22 protein-coding genes and 1 riboswitch are annotated in these 24,993 nt (G+C 71.2%); of the genes, 10 read left to right on the top strand and 12 right to left on the bottom strand.

What is annotated here, in order from left to right:
- Positions 1–32: 32 nt before the first annotated feature.
- Both HUT19_RS23765 and HUT19_RS23770 read right to left on the bottom strand, forming a co-directional pair.
- Positions 33–254 carry a hypothetical protein gene (locus tag HUT19_RS23765; protein ID WP_176182396.1) on the bottom strand — a complete coding sequence of 74 codons (222 nt, stop codon included), beginning with the start codon at positions 252–254 and terminating at the stop codon, positions 33–35.
- A complete protein-coding gene (locus HUT19_RS23770) occupies positions 251–1,567 on the bottom strand; it encodes a PspC domain-containing protein (RefSeq protein ID WP_254885741.1) in 1,317 nt (438 codons plus the stop codon). The genes HUT19_RS23765 and HUT19_RS23770 overlap by 4 nt, the downstream gene beginning before the upstream one ends.
- A 156-nt stretch (positions 1,568–1,723) precedes the next feature.
- Here HUT19_RS23770 and HUT19_RS23775 point away from each other — a divergent pair, with 156 nt between their 5' ends.
- From HUT19_RS23775 to HUT19_RS23785, 3 genes are all read left to right on the top strand, one after another.
- On the top strand, positions 1,724–3,406 hold the full coding sequence (locus tag HUT19_RS23775; protein ID WP_176182398.1) for a serine/threonine-protein kinase: 1,683 nt from the start codon (positions 1,724–1,726) through the stop codon (positions 3,404–3,406).
- Between the two features lie 80 nt (positions 3,407–3,486).
- Positions 3,487–4,764 carry an ATP-binding protein gene (locus HUT19_RS23780; RefSeq protein WP_176182399.1) on the top strand — a complete coding sequence of 426 codons (1,278 nt, stop codon included), beginning with the start codon at positions 3,487–3,489 and terminating at the stop codon, positions 4,762–4,764.
- Complete coding sequence (locus HUT19_RS23785) at positions 4,761–5,507, top strand: response regulator transcription factor (RefSeq protein ID WP_176182400.1); 747 nt, start codon at positions 4,761–4,763, stop codon at positions 5,505–5,507. Before HUT19_RS23780 ends, HUT19_RS23785 begins: the two co-directional genes overlap by 4 nt.
- Positions 5,508–5,526: 19 nt before the next feature.
- Here the strand turns inward: HUT19_RS23785 and HUT19_RS23790 are convergent, their stop codons facing one another.
- A complete protein-coding gene (locus HUT19_RS23790) occupies positions 5,527–6,168 on the bottom strand; it encodes a lipoprotein (protein ID WP_176182401.1) in 642 nt (213 codons plus the stop codon).
- Positions 6,169–6,248: 80 nt separating this feature from the next.
- A complete protein-coding gene (locus tag HUT19_RS23795) occupies positions 6,249–7,745 on the bottom strand; it encodes an FAD-dependent monooxygenase (protein ID WP_254885742.1) in 1,497 nt (498 codons plus the stop codon).
- A gap of 93 nt (positions 7,746–7,838) precedes the next feature.
- Here HUT19_RS23795 and HUT19_RS23800 point away from each other — a divergent pair, with 93 nt between their 5' ends.
- The gene (locus HUT19_RS23800) at positions 7,839–8,495 is read left to right on the top strand and encodes a TetR/AcrR family transcriptional regulator (RefSeq protein ID WP_254885743.1); all 657 of its coding nucleotides are present in this window, start codon (positions 7,839–7,841) and stop codon (positions 8,493–8,495) included.
- Here HUT19_RS23800 and HUT19_RS23805 read toward each other — a convergent pair.
- Entirely contained in the window at positions 8,476–8,898 is a 423-nt protein-coding gene (locus HUT19_RS23805; RefSeq protein WP_176182404.1) for an ATP-binding protein, read from the bottom strand. The two genes, HUT19_RS23800 and HUT19_RS23805, sit on opposite strands and share 20 nt — an antisense overlap.
- 105 nt (positions 8,899–9,003) lie before the next feature.
- On the opposite strand from HUT19_RS23805, the gene HUT19_RS23810 reads away from it, so the two are divergent.
- Positions 9,004–9,810, top strand: coding sequence for a helix-turn-helix transcriptional regulator (locus tag HUT19_RS23810; RefSeq protein ID WP_254886213.1), 807 nt, complete (start codon positions 9,004–9,006; stop codon positions 9,808–9,810).
- A complete protein-coding gene (locus tag HUT19_RS23815) occupies positions 9,807–10,046 on the top strand; it encodes a DUF397 domain-containing protein (protein ID WP_176182405.1) in 240 nt (79 codons plus the stop codon). The genes HUT19_RS23810 and HUT19_RS23815 overlap by 4 nt, the downstream gene beginning before the upstream one ends.
- Here the strand turns inward: HUT19_RS23815 and HUT19_RS23820 are convergent.
- The 4 genes from HUT19_RS23820 to HUT19_RS23835 form a co-directional block, all read right to left on the bottom strand.
- Complete coding sequence (locus HUT19_RS23820) at positions 10,033–10,863, bottom strand: SAM-dependent methyltransferase (protein WP_254885744.1); 831 nt, start codon at positions 10,861–10,863, stop codon at positions 10,033–10,035. The genes HUT19_RS23815 and HUT19_RS23820 overlap by 14 nt on opposite strands.
- 259 nt (positions 10,864–11,122) lie before the next feature.
- Positions 11,123–12,091 carry a homoserine dehydrogenase gene (locus HUT19_RS23825; RefSeq protein WP_176182407.1) on the bottom strand — a complete coding sequence of 323 codons (969 nt, stop codon included), beginning with the start codon at positions 12,089–12,091 and terminating at the stop codon, positions 11,123–11,125.
- Positions 12,092–12,158: 67 nt separating this feature from the next.
- A complete protein-coding gene (locus HUT19_RS23830; protein ID WP_176182408.1) occupies positions 12,159–14,027 on the bottom strand; it encodes a chromosomal replication initiator protein DnaA in 1,869 nt (622 codons plus the stop codon).
- 288 nt (positions 14,028–14,315) lie between these two features.
- A complete protein-coding gene (locus HUT19_RS23835; RefSeq protein WP_176182409.1) occupies positions 14,316–15,365 on the bottom strand; it encodes an NlpC/P60 family protein in 1,050 nt (349 codons plus the stop codon).
- Positions 15,366–15,710: 345 nt separating this feature from the next.
- Between HUT19_RS23835 and HUT19_RS23840 the strand changes: the two genes are divergently transcribed.
- A complete protein-coding gene (locus HUT19_RS23840) occupies positions 15,711–16,064 on the top strand; it encodes a hypothetical protein (protein WP_176182410.1) in 354 nt (117 codons plus the stop codon).
- Between the two features lie 234 nt (positions 16,065–16,298).
- Entirely contained in the window at positions 16,299–16,946 is a 648-nt protein-coding gene (locus HUT19_RS23845) for a L,D-transpeptidase (protein WP_176182411.1), read from the top strand.
- A gap of 346 nt (positions 16,947–17,292) precedes the next feature.
- Here the strand turns inward: HUT19_RS23845 and HUT19_RS23850 are convergent, their stop codons facing one another.
- On the bottom strand, positions 17,293–18,468 hold the full coding sequence (locus HUT19_RS23850) for an NlpC/P60 family protein (protein ID WP_176182412.1): 1,176 nt from the start codon (positions 18,466–18,468) through the stop codon (positions 17,293–17,295).
- Between the two features lie 7 nt (positions 18,469–18,475).
- Positions 18,476–18,656, bottom strand: a riboswitch (cyclic di-AMP (ydaO/yuaA leader).
- 157 nt (positions 18,657–18,813) lie between these two features.
- On the opposite strand from HUT19_RS23850, the gene pcrA reads away from it, so the two are divergent.
- Positions 18,814–21,339 carry a DNA helicase PcrA gene (pcrA, locus tag HUT19_RS23855; protein WP_176182413.1) on the top strand — a complete coding sequence of 842 codons (2,526 nt, stop codon included), beginning with the start codon at positions 18,814–18,816 and terminating at the stop codon, positions 21,337–21,339.
- Between the two features lie 57 nt (positions 21,340–21,396).
- On the opposite strand, the gene HUT19_RS23860 is transcribed toward pcrA, so the two are convergent.
- Positions 21,397–23,070: a M23 family metallopeptidase gene (locus HUT19_RS23860; RefSeq protein ID WP_176182414.1), complete on the bottom strand. Its 1,674-nt coding sequence runs from the start codon at positions 23,068–23,070 to the stop codon at positions 21,397–21,399.
- 260 nt (positions 23,071–23,330) lie between these two features.
- Positions 23,331–24,122, bottom strand: a complete 792-nt coding sequence (locus tag HUT19_RS23865) for a triacylglycerol lipase (RefSeq protein ID WP_176182415.1) — start codon at positions 24,120–24,122, stop codon at positions 23,331–23,333.
- Positions 24,123–24,527: 405 nt separating this feature from the next.
- On the opposite strand from HUT19_RS23865, the gene HUT19_RS23870 reads away from it, so the two are divergent.
- Positions 24,528–24,938: a cobalamin B12-binding domain-containing protein gene (locus HUT19_RS23870; protein WP_176182416.1), complete on the top strand. Its 411-nt coding sequence runs from the start codon at positions 24,528–24,530 to the stop codon at positions 24,936–24,938.
- Positions 24,939–24,993 lie beyond the last annotated feature (55 nt).

Here is a 24,993-nt window from a genome sequence, read left to right on the forward strand (position 1 = left end):
CCGGGCCGGTCCCCGGTCCGGTCGGGGTCCGGTCAGGGCGCCTCCCCCTCGGCGGTCCGCCGCCCCCGCCTGCGCATCCCGTGCGTCATGGCCGACGCCACCCCGGCCAGGCAGAGCCCGAACCCCGCCAACGGCAGCAGCACCAGCGGCCGCACATCCCACTTCCCGGCCGCGTCCAGGGTGTAGGCGAGCCCCACTCCGAGCATCACCAGCCCGGCCACCAGCTTGCCCGGCTCGAACGGATGCTTCCTCACGACCGCGTCACCTCCACGTTCCCCAGGCCGATCTCCAGCGTCAGCTTCAGCGTGCCGTGGGGCGTGCCGCCTCCTGCCGGTTCCAGCGTCACCTTCCGGCCCCGGTTCGGCTCGATGTCGATGTCCTTCTTGCCGTCGCCCGGCAGCCGGATGTCCCCGAGGCCGACGTGCGTGCTGAGCTCCACACGGGCGTCCCGCGGCACCGTGACCGCCAGCTTGCCCGCGCCCACCTCCGCCCTCGTGGTCACCGTCGTGCCCTTCTCCAGCGGCAGCCGGTGCAGCTTCAGCTCACCGACGCCGCCGCCCATCTCATAGCTGTCCCGCACGGCGGCGGCCGAGGTGGGCGCCCAGGTCCTGTGCGACCAGTGCGGGGTGACGGACTTGGGGATCGCCGCCGCCCCCGCCAGCAGGCCGCAGGTGATCACCGCGAGCATCACGGTGCCGGGCCCGGTCCTGCCGTACCGCGAGCTGATCACCATCGCGAGCCCGAAGACTCCCAGCGCACAGGCGAATCCGACCTCCAGGCTGGTGCCGAGCGGATGGTCCGACCACATCAGCCGCGCGCCCAGCACCCCGGCGAGGACCGCGACCACGAAGGTCCAGCCGCCGATCGAGACCCGCTCGCGCACCCGGCGCGCCCGGTCGGCCATCGCCTCCCCGCGCCGGTCGTACGCACGGGCGTCGTCCGGACCGTCGTCCGGCCCCCACAGATAGCCCGAGGCCGCGCCCACCGGTCCGGTGGTGCCGTCCTTGATGATCGGGTCCCGCCACCAGGAGGGCGCCGGGCCGCCCCGGGTGGGCGGCGCCTGGGTCTCGGGGGGCGCGTCCGCGACGGCCTGCGCCGTGGCCGGGTCGACCGCGCCCACACTCTCCGCCTGGCGCCGGTGGTGCGACCAGTAGGCCGCGCCCGACGCGGCGATGGACAGCATGACCGCGAAATACATCACGCTGCCCTCGTTGAGCATCGACAGGAACAGCCCGCAGCCCACCAGGGCGACCAGCACCGCCGTCAGCCCCGGCCCCTCGACCCGGCCCGAGAGCAGTTTGCGCCCCTCGTTCTCCTCCTCGCCGTGGAGTGGGACCAGCAGCCAGCAGAACCCGTACACGATCAGACCGAGCCCGCCCGCGACGCCGAGCACCGACAGCACCACGCGGAAGATCACCGGGTCCAGATCGCAGTACCGGCCGAGCCCGCCGCATACCCCCGAGATCACTTTGTGGTCACGACTGCGCCTCAGCGGCGGCCGCGTGTGCGGATCGCGGGAACCGGACATGCCATCGGCCTCGTCCGCCACGGTGGGTGCATCGGTCATACGGCCATGGTGACAAGACAGCACCCCCGACGACATCCGGCACAACCCTGGGGCTTCCCTGACATCGTCCCGGAGGTCGCGGCGGCTATCGTGGCCCATCGAACCTATGCGGGACGCGGTAGCGGCTGCCGGGCCGGGTAAGCGGGAGGGGAACGCGTGTCGGAGGAAGGGCGGCTCATAGCCGGTCGCTACCGGCTGGTCGAGAAGGTCGGCCGCGGCGGCATGGGCACGGTGTGGCGGTCCGAGGACGAACTGCTGGGCCGCCAGGTCGCGGTCAAGCAGCTGCACGTCTCGATGCACCTGAGCGACGACGAACTGACGACGCTGCACGAGCGCACCCGGCGCGAGGCGCGCAGCGCGGCCCGCATCACCCACCCCAACGTGGTGGTGGTCCATGACGTCGTGGACCACGAGGGATTGCCGTGCATCGTGATGGAGTACGTGCCCTCCACCACCCTCGCCGATCTGCTCAAGGACGGCGGGACCATCTCCCCGGTCGACGCCGCCCGGATCGGCCGCGGCATGATCGCCGCGCTGCGTGCCGCGCACGCCGCGGGCGTCCTGCACCGCGACGTCAAACCCGGCAACGTACTCCTCGGCCCCGAAGGCCGGGTCGTGCTCACCGACTTCGGCATCGCCATGGCCACCGGCACCTCCACCCTCACCAAGACCGGTGAGGTCGTGGGGTCCATCGACTACATCGCCCCCGAGCGGGTGCGCGGCCGCACCCCCGGTCCGGCGTCGGACCTGTGGGCGCTGGGGGCGACGCTCTATCAGGCGGTCGAGGGGCGGGCCCCGTTCCGCAAGGCCACCGCCATCGAGACCGGTTACGCCATCGCCGTCGACCCGCTGGACCCCCCGACCCAGGCCGGGCCCCTGACCGCGCTGATCGAGGCGCTGCTCGCGAAGGACCCCGAGCAGCGGCCGTCGGCCGAGGACACCGAGCGGGCGCTGCGGGTCCCGGCCTCGGAGGCGGACACGACGGCGCTGCCGCTGCCGAGGTTCGGCCCGGTGCCGGGTGAGACGCCGTCGGGGTCCACCACCCATGCGCCGGCCGCGCCCACGACGCCCCCGGCGCCCGCCACCCCTCCGACATCCGCCGTCGCCGGATACCCACCCGCCGCGGGAGCGCCGTACGGGACCCCGGAGCCCGTTTCCGGCGACTCCGGGTCCACACCCGCGCCGAAGAAGAGCCGCAAGTCGCCGTGGATCGCGGCGGGAGCCGCCCTGGCCGTCGTGGCGACCGCGGCCGGTGTCTACGTCTTCGGTCTGGACCACAGCGTGTCGAACGCCGACGGCCCCGACCAGGCCACCACCGCCCCCGCGCGGCCCGGCCAGTCCAGCAAGCCCACCCCCGCCTACACCCCGCCCGCCACCCCCGAGGGCTACCACGTGGTGACGGAGGACAAGCTGGGTGTCTCCTTCCCGGTGCCCGACGGCTGGACCCGCCAGGGCGAGACCGACCCGGAGGGCACCGTCGACCGCACCCAGGAGGTTCGCTATCTGGACCCCCAGCGGCTGGTCAGGCTGACGATCGACGTTCTGGACTTCGCCCCCAAGGACCAGGTCGAGCACTTCAAGGAGCTCGAGCCCAAATTCCAGGAGACGTACCCGGTGTACGACCGGATGCGGCTCCAGTCGACGAAGTTCCGCGGTCAGAAGGCGGCGGTGTGGGAGTTCAGGTTCCAGGGCCAGGCACGTTCCTTCCGCGCGATCGACCTCGGCTTCGGCGAAGAGGGCGGCAAGCAGTACGCGATCTATCTGAGCGCACCGGAAGCGGAGTGGGCGAAGTACCGCCCGATCTTCGACGCGGTCCGCGAGGGCTTCGTCGCCAAGTGACGCGGACCGCGTGCCGCCTCGGGGAATGATCAGGGGCGACCCTGATACCGCTCCCGCCCCGGCCGTGTGACGATCGGGGCATGACCGCCCCCGCGCCCCCGACCACCCCTGCCGAGCCGCCGCCGCGCAAGCTGTACCGCAGCGCGGAGGGGCGTCTGCTCGGCGGTGTCGCGCGCGGGCTCGCCGGGCACATGGGGCTGCCGGTCTCCTGGGTGCGGATCGTCTTCGTCGCGCTGTTCATGGCCGAGGGCTTCGGCGCCCTCGTCTACGCCCTCTTCTGGTTCATCGTCCCGCTCGGCGTCGGCGGCGTGGAGACGACCACCACCCGCCCGCTGATCACCCACGGCCCCGACGGCCGCCGCCGGGTCCTGGCGCGCAGGCCCGACAAGGGCCAGGTCCTCGCGCTGCTCGCCCTCCTCGTCGGGATGGGGATCTTCGTCCAGGGCTTCCACCTGGGCCGGGCCAACACCTACATCTGGCCGCTGCTGCTGATCGGCGCCGGTGTCGCCCTCTTCTGGCGGCAGGCGGACAACGCCCGCCGGGCCCAGTGGGCCGAGCTGAGCCGCAGCAAGCGGGTCCTGCCGCTGGCCCGGGGCGCGGCGGGGGTCCTGCTGGTCGGCGCCGGGGTGACCGGCATCGTGGTGCTCCAGGGGTCGGCGAAGCACATAGGGGCGGTGCTCCAGGCCGCCCTGGCCGTGATCGTCGGCATCGCGCTGCTCGCGGGCCCGTATGTGGTCCGGATGACGCAGGACCTCTCCGAGGAGCGGCTGATGCGCATCCGCGCCCAGGAGCGGGCCGAAGTGGCCGCCCATGTGCACGACTCGGTGCTGCACACCCTCACCCTGATCCAGCGCAACGCGGAGGACTCCCGCGAGGTGGCCCGGCTGGCCCGCGCCCAGGAGCGCGAGTTGCGCGCCTGGCTCTACAAGCCCGAGGGCACCGGCAAGGACGAGGACGAGGAGCCGGACACCCTGGCCGAGGCGGTGAAGAAGACGGCGGCCGAGGTCGAGGACTACCACGGCGTCCCGATCGAGGTCGTGGTCGTCGGCGACTGCGCGCTGGACGAGCGGCTGGCCGCGCAGATCCAGGCCGCCCGCGAGGCGATGGTCAACGCCGCCAAGTACGGTGGCGAGGGCGGGGCCGTCCAGGTCTACGCCGAGGTCGAGGGGGCCACGGTGTTCATCTCCGTGCGCGACCGCGGCCCCGGCTTCGACGTGGACGCGGTGCCGGAGGACCGGATGGGCGTCCGTGAGTCGATCATCGGCCGGATGCAGCGGAACGGCGGCACGGCCAGGTTGAGGTCCGCGCCCGACGGGGGCACGGAAGTGGAGCTGGAGATGGAGAGGGCGACGACATGACCGAGGCGACGGGCGGCACCCACCACAGCGGCGCGACCGGCGCGTCGGGCGCGAGCGCGGGCGCCGACGACAGCGCGTCGGCCCGCCGCGTCCGTGTGGTGCTCGTCGACGACCACCGGATGTTCCGCACCGGCGTCCAGGCCGAGATCGGCGAGACCGAACGCACCGGCGTCGAGGTGGTCGGCGAGGCCGCCGACGTCGACCAGGCCGTCACCGTGATCGGCGCGACCCGCCCCGAGGTGGTCCTGCTCGACGTTCACCTCCCCGGCGGCGGAGGCGTGGAGGTGCTGCGCCGCAGCGCCGCCCTGATGGCCGCCGCGGACCGCCCGGTGCGCTTCCTCGCCCTGTCCGTCTCGGACGCCGCCGAGGACGTCATCGGCGTCATCCGCGGCGGCGCGCGCGGCTATGTCACCAAGACCATCACCGGCACCGACCTGGTCGACGCGGTCTTCCGGGTCTCCGACGGCGACGCGGTCTTCTCCCCCCGCCTCGCCGGTTTCGTCCTCGACGCCTTCGCCTCCACCGACGCCCCGCCCATCGACGAGGACCTCGACCGCCTCACCCAGCGCGAGCGCGAGGTCCTCCGCCTGATCGCCCGCGGCTACGCCTACAAGGAGATCGCCAAGCAGCTGTTCATCTCGGTGAAGACGGTCGAGAGCCATGTCTCCGCGGTCCTCCGCAAGCTCCAGCTCTCCAACCGCCATGAGCTGACCCGCTGGGCGACGGCCCGCCGGCTGGTCTGAGGGGCGGGCCGCGGGCCCGTCAGCCGTTCTTCCCGCCGTTCTTCCCGCCGTTCTTCTCCAGGGACTTCTTCGCCAGGCGGAAGGCGGGCAGCATCGCCTTGTGCTCCTCGGCGTCGAGGCCGCCGAGTTCGATGACCACGCCGCCGCGCCCGGTCATCACCGCCAGGGCGCGGACCGGCCGGACCTCTCCGGCGGACAGGTCGGCGACGTCGTAGCTCGCCTCGGTGGCGGGCAGATCACCGGCCTTGACCTCGCGGAGCCTGACGTGGCTCGCGAAGTTCTCGTCGGCCACGAACGCGCGCATCAGGGCCCGGGATCCGCCGCCGGGGGCGGCGGCGCCCTTGGTGCCGGTCAGGACGCGGATGAAGCCGATGTGTCCCGCGGGCTTGGCGTCGAGCTCGCAGACGATGGTCACCGGGCCCTGCCGGGCCAGCGGTCCGATCTGCTCCTGGACGGCGGAGTCCACCGCCTTGGCCTTCCAGGACTTCTCCACGCTGAACCGCACCGGCAGTTCGCACGCGGTGCCCTTGCCGCCCAGCTTGGGAGGCTCCGGGGCCCTGGCCTCGGCGTCCCCCTCCGTCGTGAACAGGCAGCCGGTCAGCGCCCCCATCAAGGCCATCGCGCCGACCGTCCCCGCCGCCACCCGCCGCACATTCCGCATTTCGGTATATCCCCACCTGAGTGCACGATCGTTCGAAAATTCGCCGCAGCGTATCCGATGTCATGCACCGCGTGCTCGCCTTATGCGCCGAGGTGCTCGGCGATGGCGGCCGGCAGGCCCGTACGGCAGGTCTCGGCGTCGTCGGCGGCCCAGCAGACGTAGCCGTCCGGGCGGATGAGCAGCGCGCCCGCGTCCGGCCCCATGCCGTTGTGCCGCGCCCGGACCAGATCGACCCGCTCCGGCAGCCGGGCCTCCGCCGGGACCACCCCGGCGAGGTCCAGCAGCACCGCGTGCCCCGCCTCGAACAGGTCCGACAGCCGCGTCTGCTTGCCCGCGACCGAGAGTTCGGCGTCCGGCAGCCGCGCGCCGGTGAGCTGATGCGTGCCCGGAAGGTCGTAGCACAGGTCCAGCCCCGACATCAGCCCCGCCATCTGGCGGTTGGTGTCCGGCAGTCGCAGCAGATCGGTCATGATGTCGCGCAGTGCGGCCACGTCCGGGGTGGGGAAAGGGCTGGCCAGCACCCGCTGTGCCGAGGTGTGGTGCAGTACCCGGGCCGCCACCGGGTGGCGCTCGGCGTGGTAGCTGTCCAGCAGCCCGTCCGGGGCGTCGCCGCGCAGGGTCGCGGCCAGTTTCCAGCCCAGGTTGAACGCGTCCTGGATGCCGAGGTTCAGCCCCTGCCCGCCCAGCGGCGGATGGATGTGCGCCGCGTCCCCCGCGAACAGCACCCGCCCCACGCGGTAGTTCTCGATCTGCCGGGTCGCGTCCGTGAACCGCGAGGAGTTGTCCACCCCGCCGAGCACCGTCTCCTCCCCGTACACCGCCCGCAGCGCCGCGCCGATCTCCTCCGCGGTCACCGGGGTGTCCCGGTCGGTCTCCGGCGCCTTCAGATTCCCGAAGGTGAAGCGGTACTTGCCCGCGCCCAGCGGGACCAGCATCGACCAGTAGTCCTCGGTCTGCCGGGTCAGCGTGCTGATGTGCCCCGCCGTGCGCGGCACCAGCGACGAGACCGACGACAGCCGGACGTCGGCCAGTACGGCCGTGTACGTCCCCGGGCGGCCCGGGAAGCCCATCTCCAGCAGCTTGCGCACCGTACTGCGCCCGCCGTCGCACGCCACCGCGTACCGCGCCCGGGCGCGGCCGCCGTCCGACGTCGTCAGCGTCACCCCGTCGGCGTCCTGCTCGACCGCCGTGACCGCGACCCCGCGCCGCACCTCCGCGCCCAGCGCGGTCGCCCGCTCCTCCAGCACTTCTTCCATCTCCCACTGCGGCAGCCCGATCGGGTACGGGTGGGCGGTGTCCCAGGGGGTGCAGTCCAGCGTCACCGGCAGCATCGCGAAGTGTCCGGTCGCCGTGTCGTCCCGGGGCGTGGCCCGCTTCAGCATCGGCTCCAGCAGCCCGCGCAGCTCCAGCATCTCGGCGGTACGCGGCTGGATGGTCCCGCCCTTCACCTGCTTCAGCCGCTCCTCCAGCCGCTCCAGCACCACGGCCCGGACCCCGGCCAGCGCCAGTTCGTACGCCAGCGTCAGCCCCGTCGGCCCCGCGCCCACGATCACGACATCCGTCTCGATCTCCGTCATCACAGCCTCCGTCATCACAGCGCCCCGTTCGCTTCACTCGGTAGGAATGTATACCAGGTGCAGAAATCTACCAAGTGCAATGCGGCTGATATCGTGGACGCCGTGACCGACCAGCCCGGACTGCGCGAGCGCAAGAAGCAGCGGACCCGTACGGCGATCTCCGAAGCGGCGATCGCCCTCTTCCTGGAGCACGGCTTCGCCGAAGTCTCCGTGGCCCAGATCGCCGAGACCGCCGAGGTCTCCAAACGCACGCTCTTCGCGTACTTCCCGGCCAAGGAAGACCTCGTGGTGCACCGCATGGCCGACCACGAGACCGAGCCCGCCCGGGTGGTGCGTGAACGTCCGCCGCACACCACCCCGCCGGCCGCCCTTCGCGCGTACTTCCTCGACGGGCTGCGCCGCCGCGACCCCATCACCGGCCTCTGTGACCATCCCGCGGTCCGCGCGCTCACCGGGCTGATCTTCGAGACCCCGACCCTGGGCGACCGCATGCAGCGCTTCAAGGTGGGCAGTGAACGAGCCCTCGCGGAGGCCCTGCGCGACACCACGGACGTGCCGGACCTCGTGGCCCGCGTGGCCGCCGCCCAGCTCATGGCCGTCCAGTGGACGCTGTCCCTGGACAACTTCGCGTACGTGGACTCCGGCCAGAGCGCCGACGCGCGTTACCCGGACGCGGTCCGTGACGCCGAGCGTGCCTTCGCGATGCTGGAGAACGGTCTCGCGACCGCGTTCACGCCCCCGCCAGCTTGAGTTCGAACCACACCGTCTTCCCGACGCCGCAGGGGCGCCGCTCGGCGTCCCATCCGTCCGCCAGCGCGGCGATGAGCGCCAGTCCGCGCCCCGACTCGTCCTCGGGCGCCGCCTGACGGGGCCGGGGCATCACATCGCTCGCGTCCGACACCTCCACCCGCAGCTTCTCGTCACGCACTACGCAGCGTGCGCGGACCTCCCGGCCTGGGGATACGCGGGCGTGTTTGCACGCGTTCGTCATCAGCTCGCTCAGCAGTAGTACGGCCAGCGCTGCTTGCTCTTCCGGGACCTTCCAGGAACGCGCCTGTTCACGGAGGAGCGCTCGGGCGCGGCCGACGCTGCGGGGGTGGCGGGGCAGGCGCCATTCGATGTCCCTCGGAGGTGGGGGAGTTGGGGCATTCATGGCCGGAATGCTGCTGGTCAGGCGTAGGGTCGCGCAGTAACGACGCAGGTACGGAGCGTGTGCGTACGTGAGGTGACTCAGGGAGGGAGAGACCTGGTGACGGTCATGGAAGGGAGTTCCCAGCCGCCGATGTCCTGGCGGTACTGCGGAAATCAGCTCAAGATGTGGCGCACACAGGCGGGCGTCACCCGGGAGGAGCTGGCCAAGGAGGCCAACTACGAGTTCGAGAGCATCAAGTCCATGGAGCAGGGGCGGCGCAAGCCGACCTTGCGGGTGCTTGAGGTTGCGGACCAGATGTTCGGCGCGCGGGGGTTGTTAATCGCGGCGAATGAGTACCTCAAGCCGGAGAAGTTCGCGTCGTATTCGCAGGACTTCATGCGGTACGAGGCCGAAGCCATTGTCGTCAACTGGTTCGAGGCGCTGATTATCCCGGGGCTGCTCCAGACGGAGGCGTACGCCTGGGAGCTGATCGGCGACCACTGTCCGCCACTGGATGACGAGACGATCGAGGCGCGAGTGGCGGCCCGACTTGAACGCCAGGCTCTGCTGGAGAAGCAGACCAGGGCGTTTACGTTCGTGATCGGCGAGACAGGTGTGCGCTTTCCCATCGGCAGCAAGGAGACGCACGTACGGCAGTTGCAGCACTTGCTGCACGTGGGCAAGCGGCGCAATGTGACGGTGCAGGTGGTGCGGTTCGGGGGTTCTCACCCGGGGCTGCTGGGTCCCTTCGTACTGCTGGAGACACCCGACCATGAGCATCTCGCCTATGAGGAGGGTCAGACCACTGGTGTGCTCTACGCGGATCCGGCGAAGGTGAGCGTGGTCACCCAGCGACATGCCATGATCCTTCGGGCGGCTCTCAGTCCGGAGGAGTCGGTCAAGTTCATCGGTGAGTTGGCGGAGGAACTATGAGCGACGGACTCGTGTGGTTCAAGTCCAGCTACAGCAACAGCGAGGGCGGCGCCTGTGTAGAGGTCGCCATGTCCTGGCGTAAGTCCAGCTACAGCGACACCCAGGGCGGCAACTGTGTAGAGGTCGCCGCCTGTCCCCACACCGTCCACGTCCGTGACTCCAAGCAGGAGTCCGGACCTCAGTTGACGCTCACCCCCGCCGCTTGGGCCGAGTTCATAGCCTTCAGCCGCGCTTAAAGGCGACGCCGCCGTACATCGAGACGTCCGCGTCCCGTACGCCCTCGCTGGCGCCCCCCTCGTCGGGGCGCCAGTGGTGGACGAGGGTGACGCCGGGGTCGATCAGTTCCAGACCCTCGAAGAACCGTTCCGTCTCCGCCTTGTCGCGGATCTGGAGGGGGATACCGCGCTCGTTGTACTCGCGGCCGACCCCCGCGACCCCCTCCGGGTTGGAGTCTCCGGTGAAGATCGTGAGGGCCAGAACGCTGCCGGGGGCCAGTTCGGACATCAGGCGGCGGACGATCCCCTGGGGGTCGTCCTCGTCGAGGACGAAGTGCATGATCGCGATGAGGGAGAGGGCGACCGGCCGCTTGAGGTCCAGGACCTCCTGGAGTTGCCGGGCGCCGAGGATGGAATCGACGTTGCGGATGTCCGCGTCGATGTACTCGGTCCGGCCTTCCGGCGTGCTGTTCATGAGATGGCGGGCGTGGGTGAGCACGATGGGGTCGTTGTCCACGTACACCACCCGCGCCTCGGGGGCCGCTTCTTGGGCGACCTCGTGGAGGTTCGGCTGGGTGGGGATGCCGGTGCCGATGTCCAGGAACTGGCGGATGCCGTGTTCCCGGGCGAGGTAGCGGGTCACCCGGTGCATGAAGATCCGGGTCTGTTTCATGGAGATCGGGAGGCTGGGGTAGGCCCGTGCCGAGGCGTCGCCCGCGGCGCGGTCGGGGGCGTAGTTGGTCTTGCCCCCGATGAGGTAGTCATAGACGCGGGCGGAGTGCGGGATGTCGGTCCGCAGATCGACCGGCGGCTGGGCGAACTCCGACTTCGATGACATCCAGTCCGTGCCTGACATCTTCGTTCGCCCCAATCATCAATCCTTGGACAACGTGCTTGCGTTGCCCGTTCGTTGGCCATCGTATGGTCCCTTCCATTGCGGCGCTGGTGAAGTGCTCCGGCGATGACCGCGATCGTGGTGACGACGAGGGTGGGGACGAGCGATCGGCGGCTGCTGTCGCCGATGAGATGCAATAAAATCCGCACACAAGCCCGTGCGGGACCGCGGACCCGCTTCGGGCGCCACGGGAAGGCGCTGATCAGCCGAAGCCGAACCCCTTCGGCACGGCGACGTCGAGGGTGTCCTTGACCATGGCGAGGGCCGCGCCCAGGGGGCTGGAGGCTCCGCCGCTCACCGTGATGTCGCCCGCCTCGCAGCCATAGACCACGGCCTTCTCCGGACCCTCCAGCGTGTGGAGCGGATCGCCGGGGGCGGTCTCCTCCAGCCGGACCCGGACCACGAGCGGTTCCCCGGCCGATGCGGTGGCGACCGCGCGCAGCCGGTGGCCCCGGGAGGCGGCCGCGCGGGCCGCCTCGGCCGTGTCCTCGCCGATCCCGCCCCCGTCGGTGTCCGTGCGTACGGCGGCCGCGTCCCAGCCCCACAGCAGGGCCGCCAGCAGCCGGGCCTTGGCGGCGGCGTCGGCGCCGGAGAGGTCGGCCGACGGATCGGCCTCGGCGATACCGCGGCGCCGGGCCTCTGCCACGGCGGCGGCGAACGTGTCCCCGGCGGTCAGCCGGTCCAGGACGAAGGTCGCGGTGCCGGTGGGGCAGGCGCGGAGCGTACGGCAGCCGAGGCCGCGCACCCCGGTGCGGGCGAGGTCTGCGGCGGGCAGCGCGGCGCCGGTGGCGGCCGAGACGCGGATCAGACCGCGGCCCTCCTCCGCCGCCCGGCCCAACTCCGCCCAGTGGCTGAGCAGATGGCTCTTGGTCGCGGAGACGACATGGACCCCGCGGCGCAGCGCGAGCAGCGCGTCGGCCGCGGCCCGTTCGCGCACCGCGGGGGAGGACGGCACCGCCTGCGCCAGCACGGCCGCCCCCGTGCGCTCCAGGGTCTCGGCGAGCGGCGGCAGCGGGCCCGGCGTCAGATGGGGCGCGGGGCGCTCGGCCGCGCTGGTGCGGACGGCGGCGAGCCGCAGCGGGGTGTCGCCGGACGAGGTCAGGAGGCGGTCGGCGTAGGCCCGGCCCACCGGGCCGTAACCCGTGAGCACCACCGCGGCTTCGTAGGACATGGCCCCCAGTCTCCACCGGGTCGCGTTCCCCGGCCGAAGCGTCGCGTTCCCCGGCCGAGGACGTTCCTCAGCTGAAGAGGAGAAGGCTGGTCAGCTCGGTGACCTGATTGAAGATGGAGCGGCGCTCGCTCATCAGGGCGCGGATCTTCCGGTCGGCGTTGAGGACCGCGCTGGGGTCCTTGCCGCCGAGGAATGCCGCGATGGTCGGCACGGAGTACTCCGTCAGCTCACGGCACAGATACATGGCGATCTGCCGGGAGATGACGAGTACGCGGGCCCGGTTGGTGCCGCGCAGATCCTCGACGGTCAGCCCGAAGTACTGGGCGGTCGCACGGATGATGTCCTCCCCGGTGATCTCCGCCCCGGGGTTCCGCGCCTTCTCGTTGAGGACGGTCTCCGCGAGGGCGAGGTCGACCGGGCTCCGGTTGAGGCTGGCGAAGGCGGTCACCCTGACCAGGGCCCCTTCCAGCTCCCGGATGTTCCGGCCGGCCCGGTCGGCGATCATCTCCAGCACGTCCAGGGGCACATTCAGCCGTTCCCGCTCGGCCTTCGTACGGAGCACCGCGAGGCGGGTCTCGTCGTCGGGCACGCCCATGCCGACGGGCAGCCCGCCCTTCAGGCGCTGGTACAGCTCCGGGGCCAGCCGCATCTCCCACAGGGGCCGGGAGGAGGCGAGGACGATCTGCTGCCCGGCGGCCACCATGGTGTCCAGGGCGTGCAGCAGCCTCTGCTGCTGTGCTCCCCTGGGCGCCCTGTCGTTGCCCCCGTCCAGCCGCTGGACGTCGTCGATCAGCAGCATCTGCGTCTCCGGGACCCTCAGGAGCGAGACGAGCCGTTCGCAGTCGATGTACAGGGCCCGGGTGCGCGGATAGAGGCTGCGGGTGTAGTGGCCGATGGCGTGCAGCAGATGGGTCTTGCCCAGGCCGTGGTCGCCGTGGATGAAGAGCGGGTTGTAGTTCTGGGCGGGCACCTCGGCGACGGCGACGGCGAGATCGTGGGCGAAGCGGTTGGACGGCTCGACGGCGAAGTTCTCGAATCCGTAGCGGCGGTCGAGCCCGCCCGGTGTCATCGCGTCGGAACGGTTCACCCGGCCCGGGGACACCGGGACCGTGATGACAGGGCCTTCGGTCTCGCCGTCCGGTCGGTCGTCCAGCTGGTCGTCCAGGCCCGCCATCCGGCGGCGCAGCTGCCGCAGCTCCGCCTCCAGCGCCTCGGTGCGGGCCGCCTGCGCCCGTTCCTCCTGCTGTGCCCCGCGCGCGGCCTCGGCGCGGGCCTCCTCCTCCGCCGTGACGAGCTGCCGCTCCAGGTCGTTGCAGCGCTGCTCGGCCCGGATCCGGCGGGTGTGCGCCTCCTTCAGCTCCTCGCTCAACACCTCCACCTGGTCCTTGAGCTGGTCCCGCTCCTTGCGCAGCGCGGCGAGCGGGTCGTCGTAGGGGTGCAGCGCGGTCCCGGCGTCGGCGCGGGCCCAGTCACGGTCGTCGGCCACGGCCTGTAACTGGCGGAGCTGGGTCTCCAGGTCCGCGGCCCGGTGTTGCGCGTCGAGCAACGCGTTCTCCAGGGCCCGCTCGCGGACGGCGGACCGCCGGGCCATCCGGTCGGCCTCCACCAACTGCCGCTCCAGCAACTCCACGCGGTGCAGCGGAGATCCGCTGGCCGCCAGCGCGCGGCAGTGCAGCCCCCGCAGATGCTCCATGGTCTCGGGGGTCGCGGCGCCGCCCCGGTGCTCGGCCACATCGGTGAGCAGATCCGCGATGAACTCCCAGGCGGGGACGCGGGTTCCGTTCAGGTAGCGGGATATCGACCCGGCGTCCCGGTGGCGGCGCGCGGCGTACCGGCGCACGCTCACCTCCAGTCCGGCGAACAGCCGCCGGAGCTCGGCGGCCAACTCGCGTGCCTCGTCCGGAAGATCATCGCCGAGCGGCTCAAGGCTCCCCATGTCCCGTTCCCTTCGGGCGTTGCGGGCGATCGGCAACTGTGCCGACTCCCGCAACGGGCCCGGCCCGTCCCAGTCTGGAGTCAGCCTCGTACGAGGCGTGACAAGAAAGGCAATCGTAGTGAACAGCGTTCCATGGCGATCCGATCTCGCCGCATTTCTCGCGGTCCTGGTGACCGGCATCGTGCTCATCCACGCCGGGGTCCGGCCCGAGGCGATCCCGCCCGTGGCCGTCGGGCTGTCGGTGCTCTACGGGGCGTGGCGCCCGGCCACGCTGCGCGTCGGGTTCCGCTACGCGGGGCGGCTCGCGCCCGCGAAGGGCATCTGGTCGACGGGGGCCACGCGGACCGGGGCACCGGGGTGGGGGGCGTGGATCATGCGGCCGTCACCGATGTAGATCCCGACGTGGCTGATGCCCGAATAGAAGAAGACGAGGTCGCCGGGGGCCAGTTGGGAGCGGCCGACCCGGCGGCCCGCGGTGATCTGGGTGTAGGTGGTGCGTGGCAGTGAGACCCCGGCGGCGCGCCAGGCGGCCTGGGTGAGCCCGGAGCAGTCGTAGCCGTGGGGGCCGGTGGCGCCCCAGACGTACGGCTTGCCGAGGGCCCCCCGGGCGAACGCGACGGCGCGGGCGGCCCGGCCGGTCGTGGCGGCGGGGGCCGCGGTCTGGTCGGCGGTGTGCCCGGTGTCGGAGTGCGGCTGCCGGTCCTGAAGGCGGCGGCGCTGTTCGGCGGTCAGCCGGTCGAGGAGCCGGTCGGCGGCGGCGAGCTTCTTCTCGACGGCCCGTTTGTGGCGGGAGAGCGCCTCCTGCGAGGTACGCAGCTCGGCCAGCCGGTCCGCCGCCGCGCCGCGCACCCGGCGCAGCGCCTTCTCCTGGCGGGTGATGCCGATGATGGTGGCGGCCTGGCGTCCGGCCGCGCGCTCGACGAGCGAGGCCCGCTGGAGGTACTCCTCGGGGGAGGAGGACAGGGCGAGCTGGAGGGTGGGGGCGACGGTACCGGCCCGGTACTGGGCGGTGGCGTACGCGCCGAGGGCGTTGCGCGCGGTGTTCAGCCGGGCGGCCCTGCGGGCGGCCTCGTCGCGGAGTTCGCCCAGCGCGCGGCGGGCCTCGTCGGCCTTCTCCCGGGCGCCGTTGTACTTGTCGGTGGCCTCCTCGGCCTCCCGCTGGTACTGGTCCACCCTGGCCTTCACCTGAGCGGTGGTCAGGTGGGGGTCGGCGTGCCCGGTGCCCTCGAGGACGGTCGCGGACACGGCGCCGGTGAGGGCGAGGAGCGCGGCCGTCCGGGCGGTGCTGCTGGCGAGCGAGCGCTTGGGCCTGCTGCGCGACTTCCTGTGCGACGCCACGGCGGCGGTACACCTTCCTGGCTGTGCGGGCGGTTCCGGTTGCTGCGTTGGTTGCGGTGGTGCGTTGTTTGCGTGGTGGCGGGGACGGGAGATGGCAGCCCGCCATGAGGCGGGGACCCTCGGTTGACGGGAGGCGGACTGCCATCTGGAGGAGGAAGCTAGGCCGGAAGACGGGGGCGGTGCGGGGCGATGCTCGGGAATGGACGGATTTCGTCATTCCTGTGCCACTGACTGATCACGGCACGCGCGGGGTGAGTGGCACTGCGTGGTGGCCGTGACCGAAGCCGTGATCAGGGCCCACCCGAGTGAAAGGTGGTGCTATGCGCGGCGCTAATGTCCGTGAGTATGGACGTACTCATCAACGCCTTTGTCGGTTTGCACATCGTCGGTATTGCCGCGCTGCTGGGCGGCTTTCTCTCCCAGATGAAGCAGATGAGTTCGGGCACCGCGCGGATGACCCCCGGAATGCTGCACGGGGCGCTGACCATGCTGGTGACCGGAGTGGCCCTGGTGGGGCTCAACGAGGCCGACGACAGCGCCGTCAACACCGTCAAGATCGGGATCAAGATGGCGCTGTTGATCGTGATCCTGGGCCTGGTCTATGTGAAGCGGGACGAGGAGAAGGTGGAGTCGGCCGCGTTCGGCGCGGTAGGTGCCCTCACCACGGTGAACATCTTCATCGCCGTGCTGTGGACCTGATCTTCCCCGGTGCTCGTGTCCCCTGTTCGATAACGGCTTGATACCGCACATCAATTCGCCCGCAACCGTTTGCACTCGCGAGCTGTCTAAAGAGCACAAGACGGCCGGAGGGAGCGGGCAATGGGGGTTGTGGGGGCGAAGAGAGGGCTCAAGGGCACCAAGGGCCCAGGGTTTCTCAAGGGGCTCGGGACAAGGGGCGTACGGCGCACGGGAGTAGCGCTGGGGCTCACGGGGATGGTGATGCCGCTAGCGGTAGCCCTCGCCACCCCGGCCCAGGCGGCATCGTCGTGCACAACGACCGCCGGGCCGTACCAGAAGCAGGTCGAGAAGTACCTCGGCCGCCCGGTGGACGGTCGGCAGTCGCGCACCGACTGCCTGGCGATCCAGAACTTCCAGATCAACCACGGCATCAGCCCGACCATCGGCTACGCCGGGCCCGTCACCTGGGGCGTGATGAGCCTGAAGAACGCGCAGAAGGCGGCGGGCCACAACCCCAACGCGGCGGGGAAGTGCCCCACCAACAAGGGCCGGATCGCCTGTGTCGACCTCACCCGCCAGCTGAGCTGGGTCCAGGACGGCTCCCGGCTGGTGTACGGACCGGTGCCGGTGCGCACCGGGCGGGACGGCTACGAGACCCGGACCGGTTCGAAGAAGATCTACTGGCGGAACATCGACCACTGGTCGACGATCTACGACGTCGCCATGCCGTACAGCCAGTTCTTCGACGGCGGCCAGGCGTTCCACTCGATCGCGGGCAGCGTGTGGTCCCCACCCGGCTCCCACGGCTGCGTCAACATGCGCTCGGCCGACGCCAAGAAGTACTGGGGCCTGCTGAGGAACGGCGACGACGTCTACGTCTACGGCCGCAAGCCCGGTACGTAAGGGCCGGCGGCCCGCGCCCGGCGTACGGCCACGCGCCCCTGCCCCGGCTGTCCGCCGGGGCAGGGGCGCGTGCCATGTGCGGGGCTGCTGGGCGGCCCGCGCCCGGCGGGCGGCACCCGGTACCGCTGGTCCGTGTGCGCGGCCCGGCCACCGCGGGCCGGGCCCGGGGCGGGTGTTGCGCGAGCCCAGCGCAGTCCGGGCATTGCTGTCACGGCGCCCGGCGCGGCGGATCGCGCGCCGGGCGCGACGGCGGGTCCGTACCAGCGTCCGTACCAGCGGGCGCCACGCCTCCTGAGCCCGGCGAGGCGGCGCCCGGTACGCCGGACGCGGGGCGCCGCCGCGGGCGTCAGGCGGGACGCACGCTGCCGTAGATCGGCATCTCGGTGATCGGCGCCTTCTTCACCGAGTCACCCGGCTTCGGCGCGTGGATCATCATCCCGTCGCCGATGTAGAGCCCGACATGGCTGATGTCGTCGTAGAAGAAGACCAGATCGCCCGGCTTGAGCTCGGACGTCGACACCCGCGTCCCCACCTTCACCTGGTCCCAGGTGGTGCGCGGCAGGGACACCCCGGCGGACTTCCAGGCCGCCTGGGTCAGCCCCGAGCAGTCGAAGGAGTTGGGGCCGGTGGCGCCCCAGACGTACGGCTTGCCGATCTGCGCCTGTGCGTAGGCGATGGCCTTCGCCGCCTTGGTGCTGTCGGAGGGGGCGGGGGTGGACGGGGTGGACGGGGTGGAGGGGGTGGACGAGCCGGAGCCGTCGTTCCCGTCCTGCTGCCGCTGACGCTCGGCCTCCGCCTTGCGCTGCTTCTCGGCCAGTTCGGCGGCCTTGCGCCGGGCCTCCTCCTGCTTCTTCTTCTCGATCGCCGCCAGCCGCGCCTTCTCCTTGGCGGTCAGGTTCGCCAGCAGCCGCCGGGCCTCGGAGAGCTTGCTCTGGACGGACTTCTTCTTCTCCTTGAGCGACTTCTGCGACGAGGTCAGCGAGGCGAGGCTCTTGGTGGCGGAGGCGCGTTCCTTCGCCGCCTTCGCCCGCTGCGTCTGGAAGTCCTCGACGGCCTTCTTCTGGTGCCCGGTGAGCCGGTCCATCAGATGCGACTGGTCGAAGACGTCCTGCGGATCGGAGGAGAAGAGCATCGCGGCGGTGCTGCTGGCCAGGCCGCCGCTGCGGTACTGGGCCGCGGCGTAGGTGCCGAGGGTCCGCCGGGCCTCGTTGAGCTTCTCGGTGCGCTTGGCGACCCTGTCCAGCAGCTTGTCGACCTTGCCGCGCTGGGTCTCGGTGCGCTCCTTGGCGGCGTTGTAGCTCTGGGTGGCGCTCTCCGCCTGGTGGTAGAGGGTGTCGACCTTCTTCTTGACCTCTTCGATCGACTGGGTGGCGGGCTTGGGATCGCCGGGCGCGGCGTTCGCCGTCTGGGAGAGCAGGGTGACCGAGGCCAGGGCGGCCGTGGTGACCCCGACGGCGGTCCGCCGGCTCTGACCGGCCAGCGTGGCCGGTATTCGGGTCCGCGGTTTGCGGTGCGACGCCAAGGGAGGCGACTCCTTCCGTGGACCGCCTACCGGGTTAGCTGTCGGGTTCGGGCGGACGGAAGGCTGCCCTACGGCCCGTCCGGGCGGCACGCGGTGTGCCGTCACCCGGGCCGATTCACCCCGGTGGAACGTGTGGGTCCCCGGCTCCGGCCACCTCGCGGCGGGTCCGGACTCGGCGGAGGCCGCCCGTGCCGACGCTGCTCGCCGACGGGTGTCCGGGCTGCCTGACGCAGGACGGTAGCCAACTCGTGGTGCTCCTGTGAAGGCTGGTGGCCGTTTTGCCCGAAACCGTTTCGTGATGTTCGCACGTACGCTGTCAGTGGCGCGGCCTAGACTCGGTGAGCGATGAGCAGCCTCTTTGACGACAGCTTCCTGGCGGACCTCGGGCCCTCGGGCGAGGAGCCCCCGCCGCCCGAGGACCACGAGGGCCCCGGGCACCACGGCCCCGGCGGTGCCGAGGACGTACCGCACCACCTCTTCAGCGAGTGGGGTCTCCCCAGGGCCGCCGGGCCCGAGGGGAAGTTCGACGCGCCCGTGCCGAGCGTGCCCCGGGAGGCGTACTACCGGGACGGCGCGGCACGGCCCGCCGTGGATCCGGCCGCCCTGCTCGAGGGGCTGAACGAGCAGCAGCGTGCCGCCGTGGAGCACACCGGCGCACCGCTGCTGATCGTCGCGGGCGCCGGATCCGGCAAGACCCGTGTGCTCACCCACCGCATCGCGTATCTGCTCGGCGCGCGCGGGGTGCACCCCGGCCAGATCCTCGCCATCACCTTCACCAACAAGGCCGCGGGCGAGATGAAGGAGCGGGTGGAGGAGCTGGTCGGGCCGCGGGCGAACGCCATGTGGGTCTCCACCTTCCACAGCGCCTGTGTGCGCATCCTGCGCCGCGAGTCCAAGAAGCTGGGCTTCACCTCGTCGTTCTCGATCTACGACGCGGCCGACTCCAAGCGGCTGATGGCGCTGGTCTGCCGGGACCTGGACCTGGACCCGAAGCGGTTCCCGCCCAAGTCCTTCAGCGCCAAGATCTCCAACCTGAAGAACGAGCTGATCGACGAGGAGACCTTCGCCGGGCAGGCGGCGGACGGTTTTGAGAAGACCCTGGCCGAGGCGTACGTCATGTACCAGTCGAGGCTGCGCGAGGCCAACGCGCTGGACTTTGACGACATCATCATGACCACGGTCAATCTGCTCCAGGCGTTCCCCGATGTCGCCGAGCACTACCGCCGCCGGTTCCGCCATGTGCTGGTCGACGAGTACCAGGACACCAACCACGCGCAGTACACCCTGGTGCGCGAGCTGGTCGGCACGGACACCGAGGAGACCGCGGCCGGTGAGCTGTGCGTGGTGGGCGACGCCGACCAGTCGATCTACGCGTTCCGCGGCGCCACCATCCGCAACATCCTCCAGTTCGAGGAGGACTACCCGGACGCGCGGACCATCCTGCTCGAGCAGAACTACCGCTCGACCCAGACCATCCTCAGCGCGGCCAACGCGGTCATCGAGCGCAATGAGAACCGCCGCCCGAAGAACCTGTGGACCGAGGCCGGTGCCGGGGCCACCATCACCGGCTATGTCGCCGACACCGAGCACGACGAGGCCCAGTTCGTCGCCGACGAGATCGACCGCCTGACGGACGCGGGCGACGCCAGGGCCGGGGACGTGGCCGTCTTCTACCGCACCAACGCCCAGTCCCGTGTCTTCGAGGAAGTCTTCATCCGGGTCGGGCTGCCCTACAAGGTCGTCGGCGGAGTGCGCTTCTACGAGCGCAAGGAGGTCCGGGACGTCCTCGCCTATCTGCGGGTGCTGGCCAACCCCGAGGACAACGTCCCGCTGCGCCGCATTCTGAACGTGCCCAAGCGCGGTATCGGCGAGCGCGCCGAGGCGATGATCGACGCGCTGGCGCTGCGCGAGAAGATCACCTTCCCGCAGGCGCTGCGCCGGGTCGACGAGGCGTACGGCATGGCCGCCCGCTCGGCGAACGCGGTGAAGCGGTTCAACACGCTGATGGAGGAGCTGCGGACCATCGTGGAGTCGGGCGCGGGCCCGGCCACCGTGCTGGAGGCGGTGCTCGAGCGCACCGGCTATCTCGCCGAGCTCCAGGCTTCCACGGACCCGCAGGACGAGACCCGGATCGAGAACCTCCAGGAGCTGGCCGCCGTGGCCCTGGAGTTCGAGCAGGACCGGGGCGAGGAGAACCCCGGCACGCTCGCCGAGTTCCTGGAGCAGGTCGCGCTGGTCGCCGACTCCGACCAGATCCCGGACGAGGACGCGGAGGGCACCGGGGTCATCACGCTGATGACGCTGCACACGGCCAAGGGCCTGGAGTTCCCGGTCGTCTTCCTCAGCGGTCTGGAGGACGGCGTCTTCCCGCACATGCGGGCGCTCGGCCAGACCAAGGAGCTGGAGGAGGAGCGGCGGCTCGCGTACGTCGGGATCACGCGGGCGCGCGAGCGGCTGTATCTGACGCGCTCCACGATGCGCAGTGCGTGGGGACAGCCCGCGTACAACCCGCCGTCCCGCTTCCTGGAGGAGATCCCCGACCAGTACGTGCAGTGGCGCCGGACCGGTCCGGCCACCCCGTCGGCGTCCATGGGCGCCCTCGCGGGCGGCTCCGGGCTCTCGGGATCCGGCTTCTCCGGCGGCGGGTCGTCGCGGTCGCGGGCGGGGGCGAGCGGTTTTGCCACCCGGCGGGCGAAGGAGCGGCCCGCGGTCTCCCTGGCCATCGGCGACCGGGTCACCCACGACACCTTCGGGCTCGGCACCGTGGTGGCGGTGAAGGGCAGCGGGGACAACGCGGAGGCCACGATCGACTTCGGGGACGAGAAGCCGAAGCGGCTGCTGCTGCGGTACGCGCCGGTCGAGAAGCTGTAGGGCGTCAGGGCGTCAGGGCGTCTTCGGGGGCGGCGGGGGGTTATGAGGAGCCGGGGGTTACGACGGGTCGAGGCCGTGGCCGCGCAGCCAGGGCAGCGGGTCGACGGCCTCCCCGCCCCCGGGGTGCACCTCGAAGTGCAGATGGGGGCCGGTGGAGTTGCCGGAGTTCCCGGAGAAGGCGATGGTGTCGCCCGCCTGGACGCTCCCGGAGCGGATCTTGGCGCTGCTGAGATGGCAGTACCAGGTCTCCGTGCCGTCCGGACCGGTCACTATGACCATGTTTCCGTAGGCGTCGTTCCACTGGGTCCGTACCGTGCCGTCGGTCGCGGACATGACGGGGGTGCCGTAGCTGACCGGGAAGTCGATACCGGTGTGCACGGACATCCAGTTGATGCCCGCCTGGCCGAAGGTGGCGCTCAGACCGTGCTGGGCGACCGGGAGCGCGAACTTGGGGCGCAGCGCCTCCTTGCGTGCGGCCGCCTCGGCCTTCCGCTTCTTTTCGGCGGCCTGGCGCTCCTTGAGGTCGATGCGCTCCTGGGTGCGGCTGGCGCGGTCCCGGAAGTCGTCGGCGCCCTCACGGACTTCGGCGAGCTGGGTGTCCAGCTTGCTGTTGACGGCGGCGGCTTCGACGGGCGGCGCGGAGTCGGGGGCGGCCTGGGTGGTCGCACCGTCCTTCTTGTCGTTGCTCATCCCGACGGAGGCGGCGGCCACCGCGCTGACGCCGAGGGCGCAGACGGAAGGGACGGCGACGGTGAGGAGCGCGGAGCGCTTGGGGCGGGAGGAGACGGTGCGGCGGCGGGCCCGGCCGTTGGCGCCGCCGTTGCCGCGGCGGGCGCCCGGCGCGGACGACGACGGGTTCGAGGGCGACGGCGGGGACAGGAGCGTCACGTCCGTCTCGGACGCGGGCTCGTGTTCGGCCGCCGCCTCGGGTTCCGGTTCCGCCGCGGGGACGCCGGGGTGGTCGTCGAGGGGCGCGTCGTACGGTGCGTCGTCCGGCGTGTGGTGCGGCGCGTTGTGCGGTGGCTCGTCGACGGTGGCAAAGGCGGTGGTGTCCCAGAACTGGGTCTGCCCGGTGTCGACGCCCGAGGTGAGGTCCGAGCGGGTGAAGGAGTCGTAGGTCTGGTAGGCGCCGGTGTCGTAGCCGGAGTTGTCGAGCGCGGCGGCGCCGAGGAGCGCGGTGGCGTCGTGGAGGGCGCTGGCGTCGTACGCCGTGCCGGAGTTGTCCCACTGTGCGGGGATCTCGACGTGGCCGGTGGCGTCCATCTGCCCCGTGAGGTCCATCTGACCGGTGGCGTCGGTGCCCCAGGCGCTGATGTCCCACTGGGCGCCGGTTTCGGCGGTCTGCTGGGCGGGGATGCTGGTGGGCAGTTGATAACCGGAGGCGGCCCACATCGCGGTGGTGTCGTAGGCGCCGGTCTCGTAGTGGCCTGCGTGGTCGTAGGTACCGGTCTGCTGGCCGGTGGTGCCCCACTGCGAGGCGTCGTACTGGCCGCTGTGACCGGCGGCGTAGCCGTCATAGCCGCCGTCGCTGCCGGGGAGCGCGCCGAAGAGCGGGTCCCCGTCGCCGTAGGCGGTGCCGAGCTGGTCGAAGCTGCCGGTGGAATAGCCGTCGTACCCGACATGGCCGTGCGCTGTGTCCTGCTGCTGACCGTATGCCTCGTCATACGGATATGAGGCGTCAGGAGCGGGGTCGGCCGGGTTGGAGCCCACCGACGGGTGACGGTCGTTCACCACCAACTTCTCTTTCGCCTCGGCTGCAGGAGAATTAGCGGCGACTGTACCCGGCGGTACGCGGGAGCGACAATCTTCAGCAAGTTTTGAGCATCAGGGGAAAGGGCATTTGGTCGTCTTTCGGCGGACTGTACGCACTTCCTTGGCCGGGCGTTCGATCGGTGTTCGGCAATTTCCGTCCCCGCACGGCCCTTGCGCGACCCCCGCGAGGTCCTCTCCGGCTCCCTCCCGCTTGTCTCCTGATCTTCGTCGGCGGCCTGTCAGGCCACCGAGAAGGTCTCCGGCGCGTCCGCCACGGCCTCGTCGGCGGTGTCCAGGGCCGCCACGACCCCGGCGGCGACCGCGGAATGCACTGGTAGGGCCAGATGTCCGATTCCCCTGACGCGAATGTTCCGGGAGATCACATCCGGATGGTCCATCCGGGCCGTCTCCGCCGGGATCATCAACTGATCCGCATCGCTCCAAAAAGAGATCATGTGCGTACGGCATTCGGGGGCAGGCTGCCGCAACTCCGCTATCACATCGGAGTCCGGGCACATCTGACGCACGAGTGGATGTGCGGACAACAAGGGCGCCGCGCGCGTTCCCGCGTGTGGGGTACCGAGCGTCACCAGGGAGTGGACGCGCAGATCGCCGCCGAGCCGCTGGACGTAGTAACGGGCGATCAGCCCGCCCAGACTGTGGCCGACCACATCCACCTGGCTGTGGCCGGTGCGGGCGCACACCTCTTCTATATGGCGGGCGAGGAGAGTCGCGGCGGTGCGCAGGTCGCAGGTGAGCGGCGAGTAGTTGAGCGCTTCGACGTGCTGTCGGCCGTGCCGGCGCAGTGCGCGGCGCAGCAGGACGAAGACGGAGCGGTTGTCGATGAAGCCGTGGAGCAGTACGACCGGGCGGCGGGACCGGCCCTCGGTGGGGAGACGGGCGGCGGCGTCGGGTGGCGGCGGGGCGGGTGGACGTTCCGGCAGGATGCCGGTCGGGTAGAGCACCAGATGTCCGGCGAGGATCGCCAGGTCGAGGGCGATGGCCCGAATGCGTACGCGTATGAGGCCCATGGCGGCCGACCTCTCCGGTGTGCCCCCACGGGTAGCCGTGGCCGTGACCATGGGTGAGGTCATGGCGGTATGACCGCACCGCCGCACCGGCTGCGCCATGCCCATGCCAGTAGCTGCCGATGGCAATGGGCGGCGCTGCGCGATGCGGCGGTCCCCGCTGCGGCTCCCCTTGTACGGCCGGCCCGGCATCCGAAGCGTGTGCGGCTCCGGCTCTGCGGCTGATGTGATCGCGGATGCGGGTACGGCCTTCAGTGAACGTGTCCCACGTGTGATTTCCCCCTCGCTGCGGGACGCGAAACTGCCGGGTAGGCGATGCTGGGGATAACGTTCGTTCACATGGGTGCGCTCAGCGTTGATGGGGATGCGTGCCGGATCGCGGATGCGCGCTAGGTCTTGGAGGCTGTGATGGGTGTGACCGGTCCGATCCGAGTGGTGGTGGCCAAGCCGGGGCTGGACGGCCACGACCGCGGGGCGAAGGTGATCGCGCGGGCGCTGCGCGACGCGGGTATGGAGGTCATCTACACCGGGCTCCACCAGACCCCTGAGCAGATCGTCGACACCGCGATCCAGGAGGACGCCGACGCGATCGGGCTCTCGATCCTCTCCGGTGCCCATATGACGCTCTTCACCAAGGTGCTGGAGCTGCTGCGGGAGCGCGAGGCGGAGGACATCAAGGTCTTCGGCGGCGGCATCATCCCCGAGGACGACATCGCCCCGCTGAAGGAACAGGGCGTGGCGGAGATCTTCACGCCGGGCGCCACGACGGCGTCCATCGTGGAGTGGGTCCAGAAGAACGTCCGCCCGGTGGCCGCCTGACGTAGATCCCGGGGCGGGCCTAAGAGTCCCTGCCCCGCCCCAGCCGCCGAGGGCA

Origin of the sequence: Streptomyces sp. NA02950, assembly GCF_013364155.1 — a bacterium.
GTDB lineage: Bacteria > Actinomycetota > Actinomycetes > Streptomycetales > Streptomycetaceae > Streptomyces.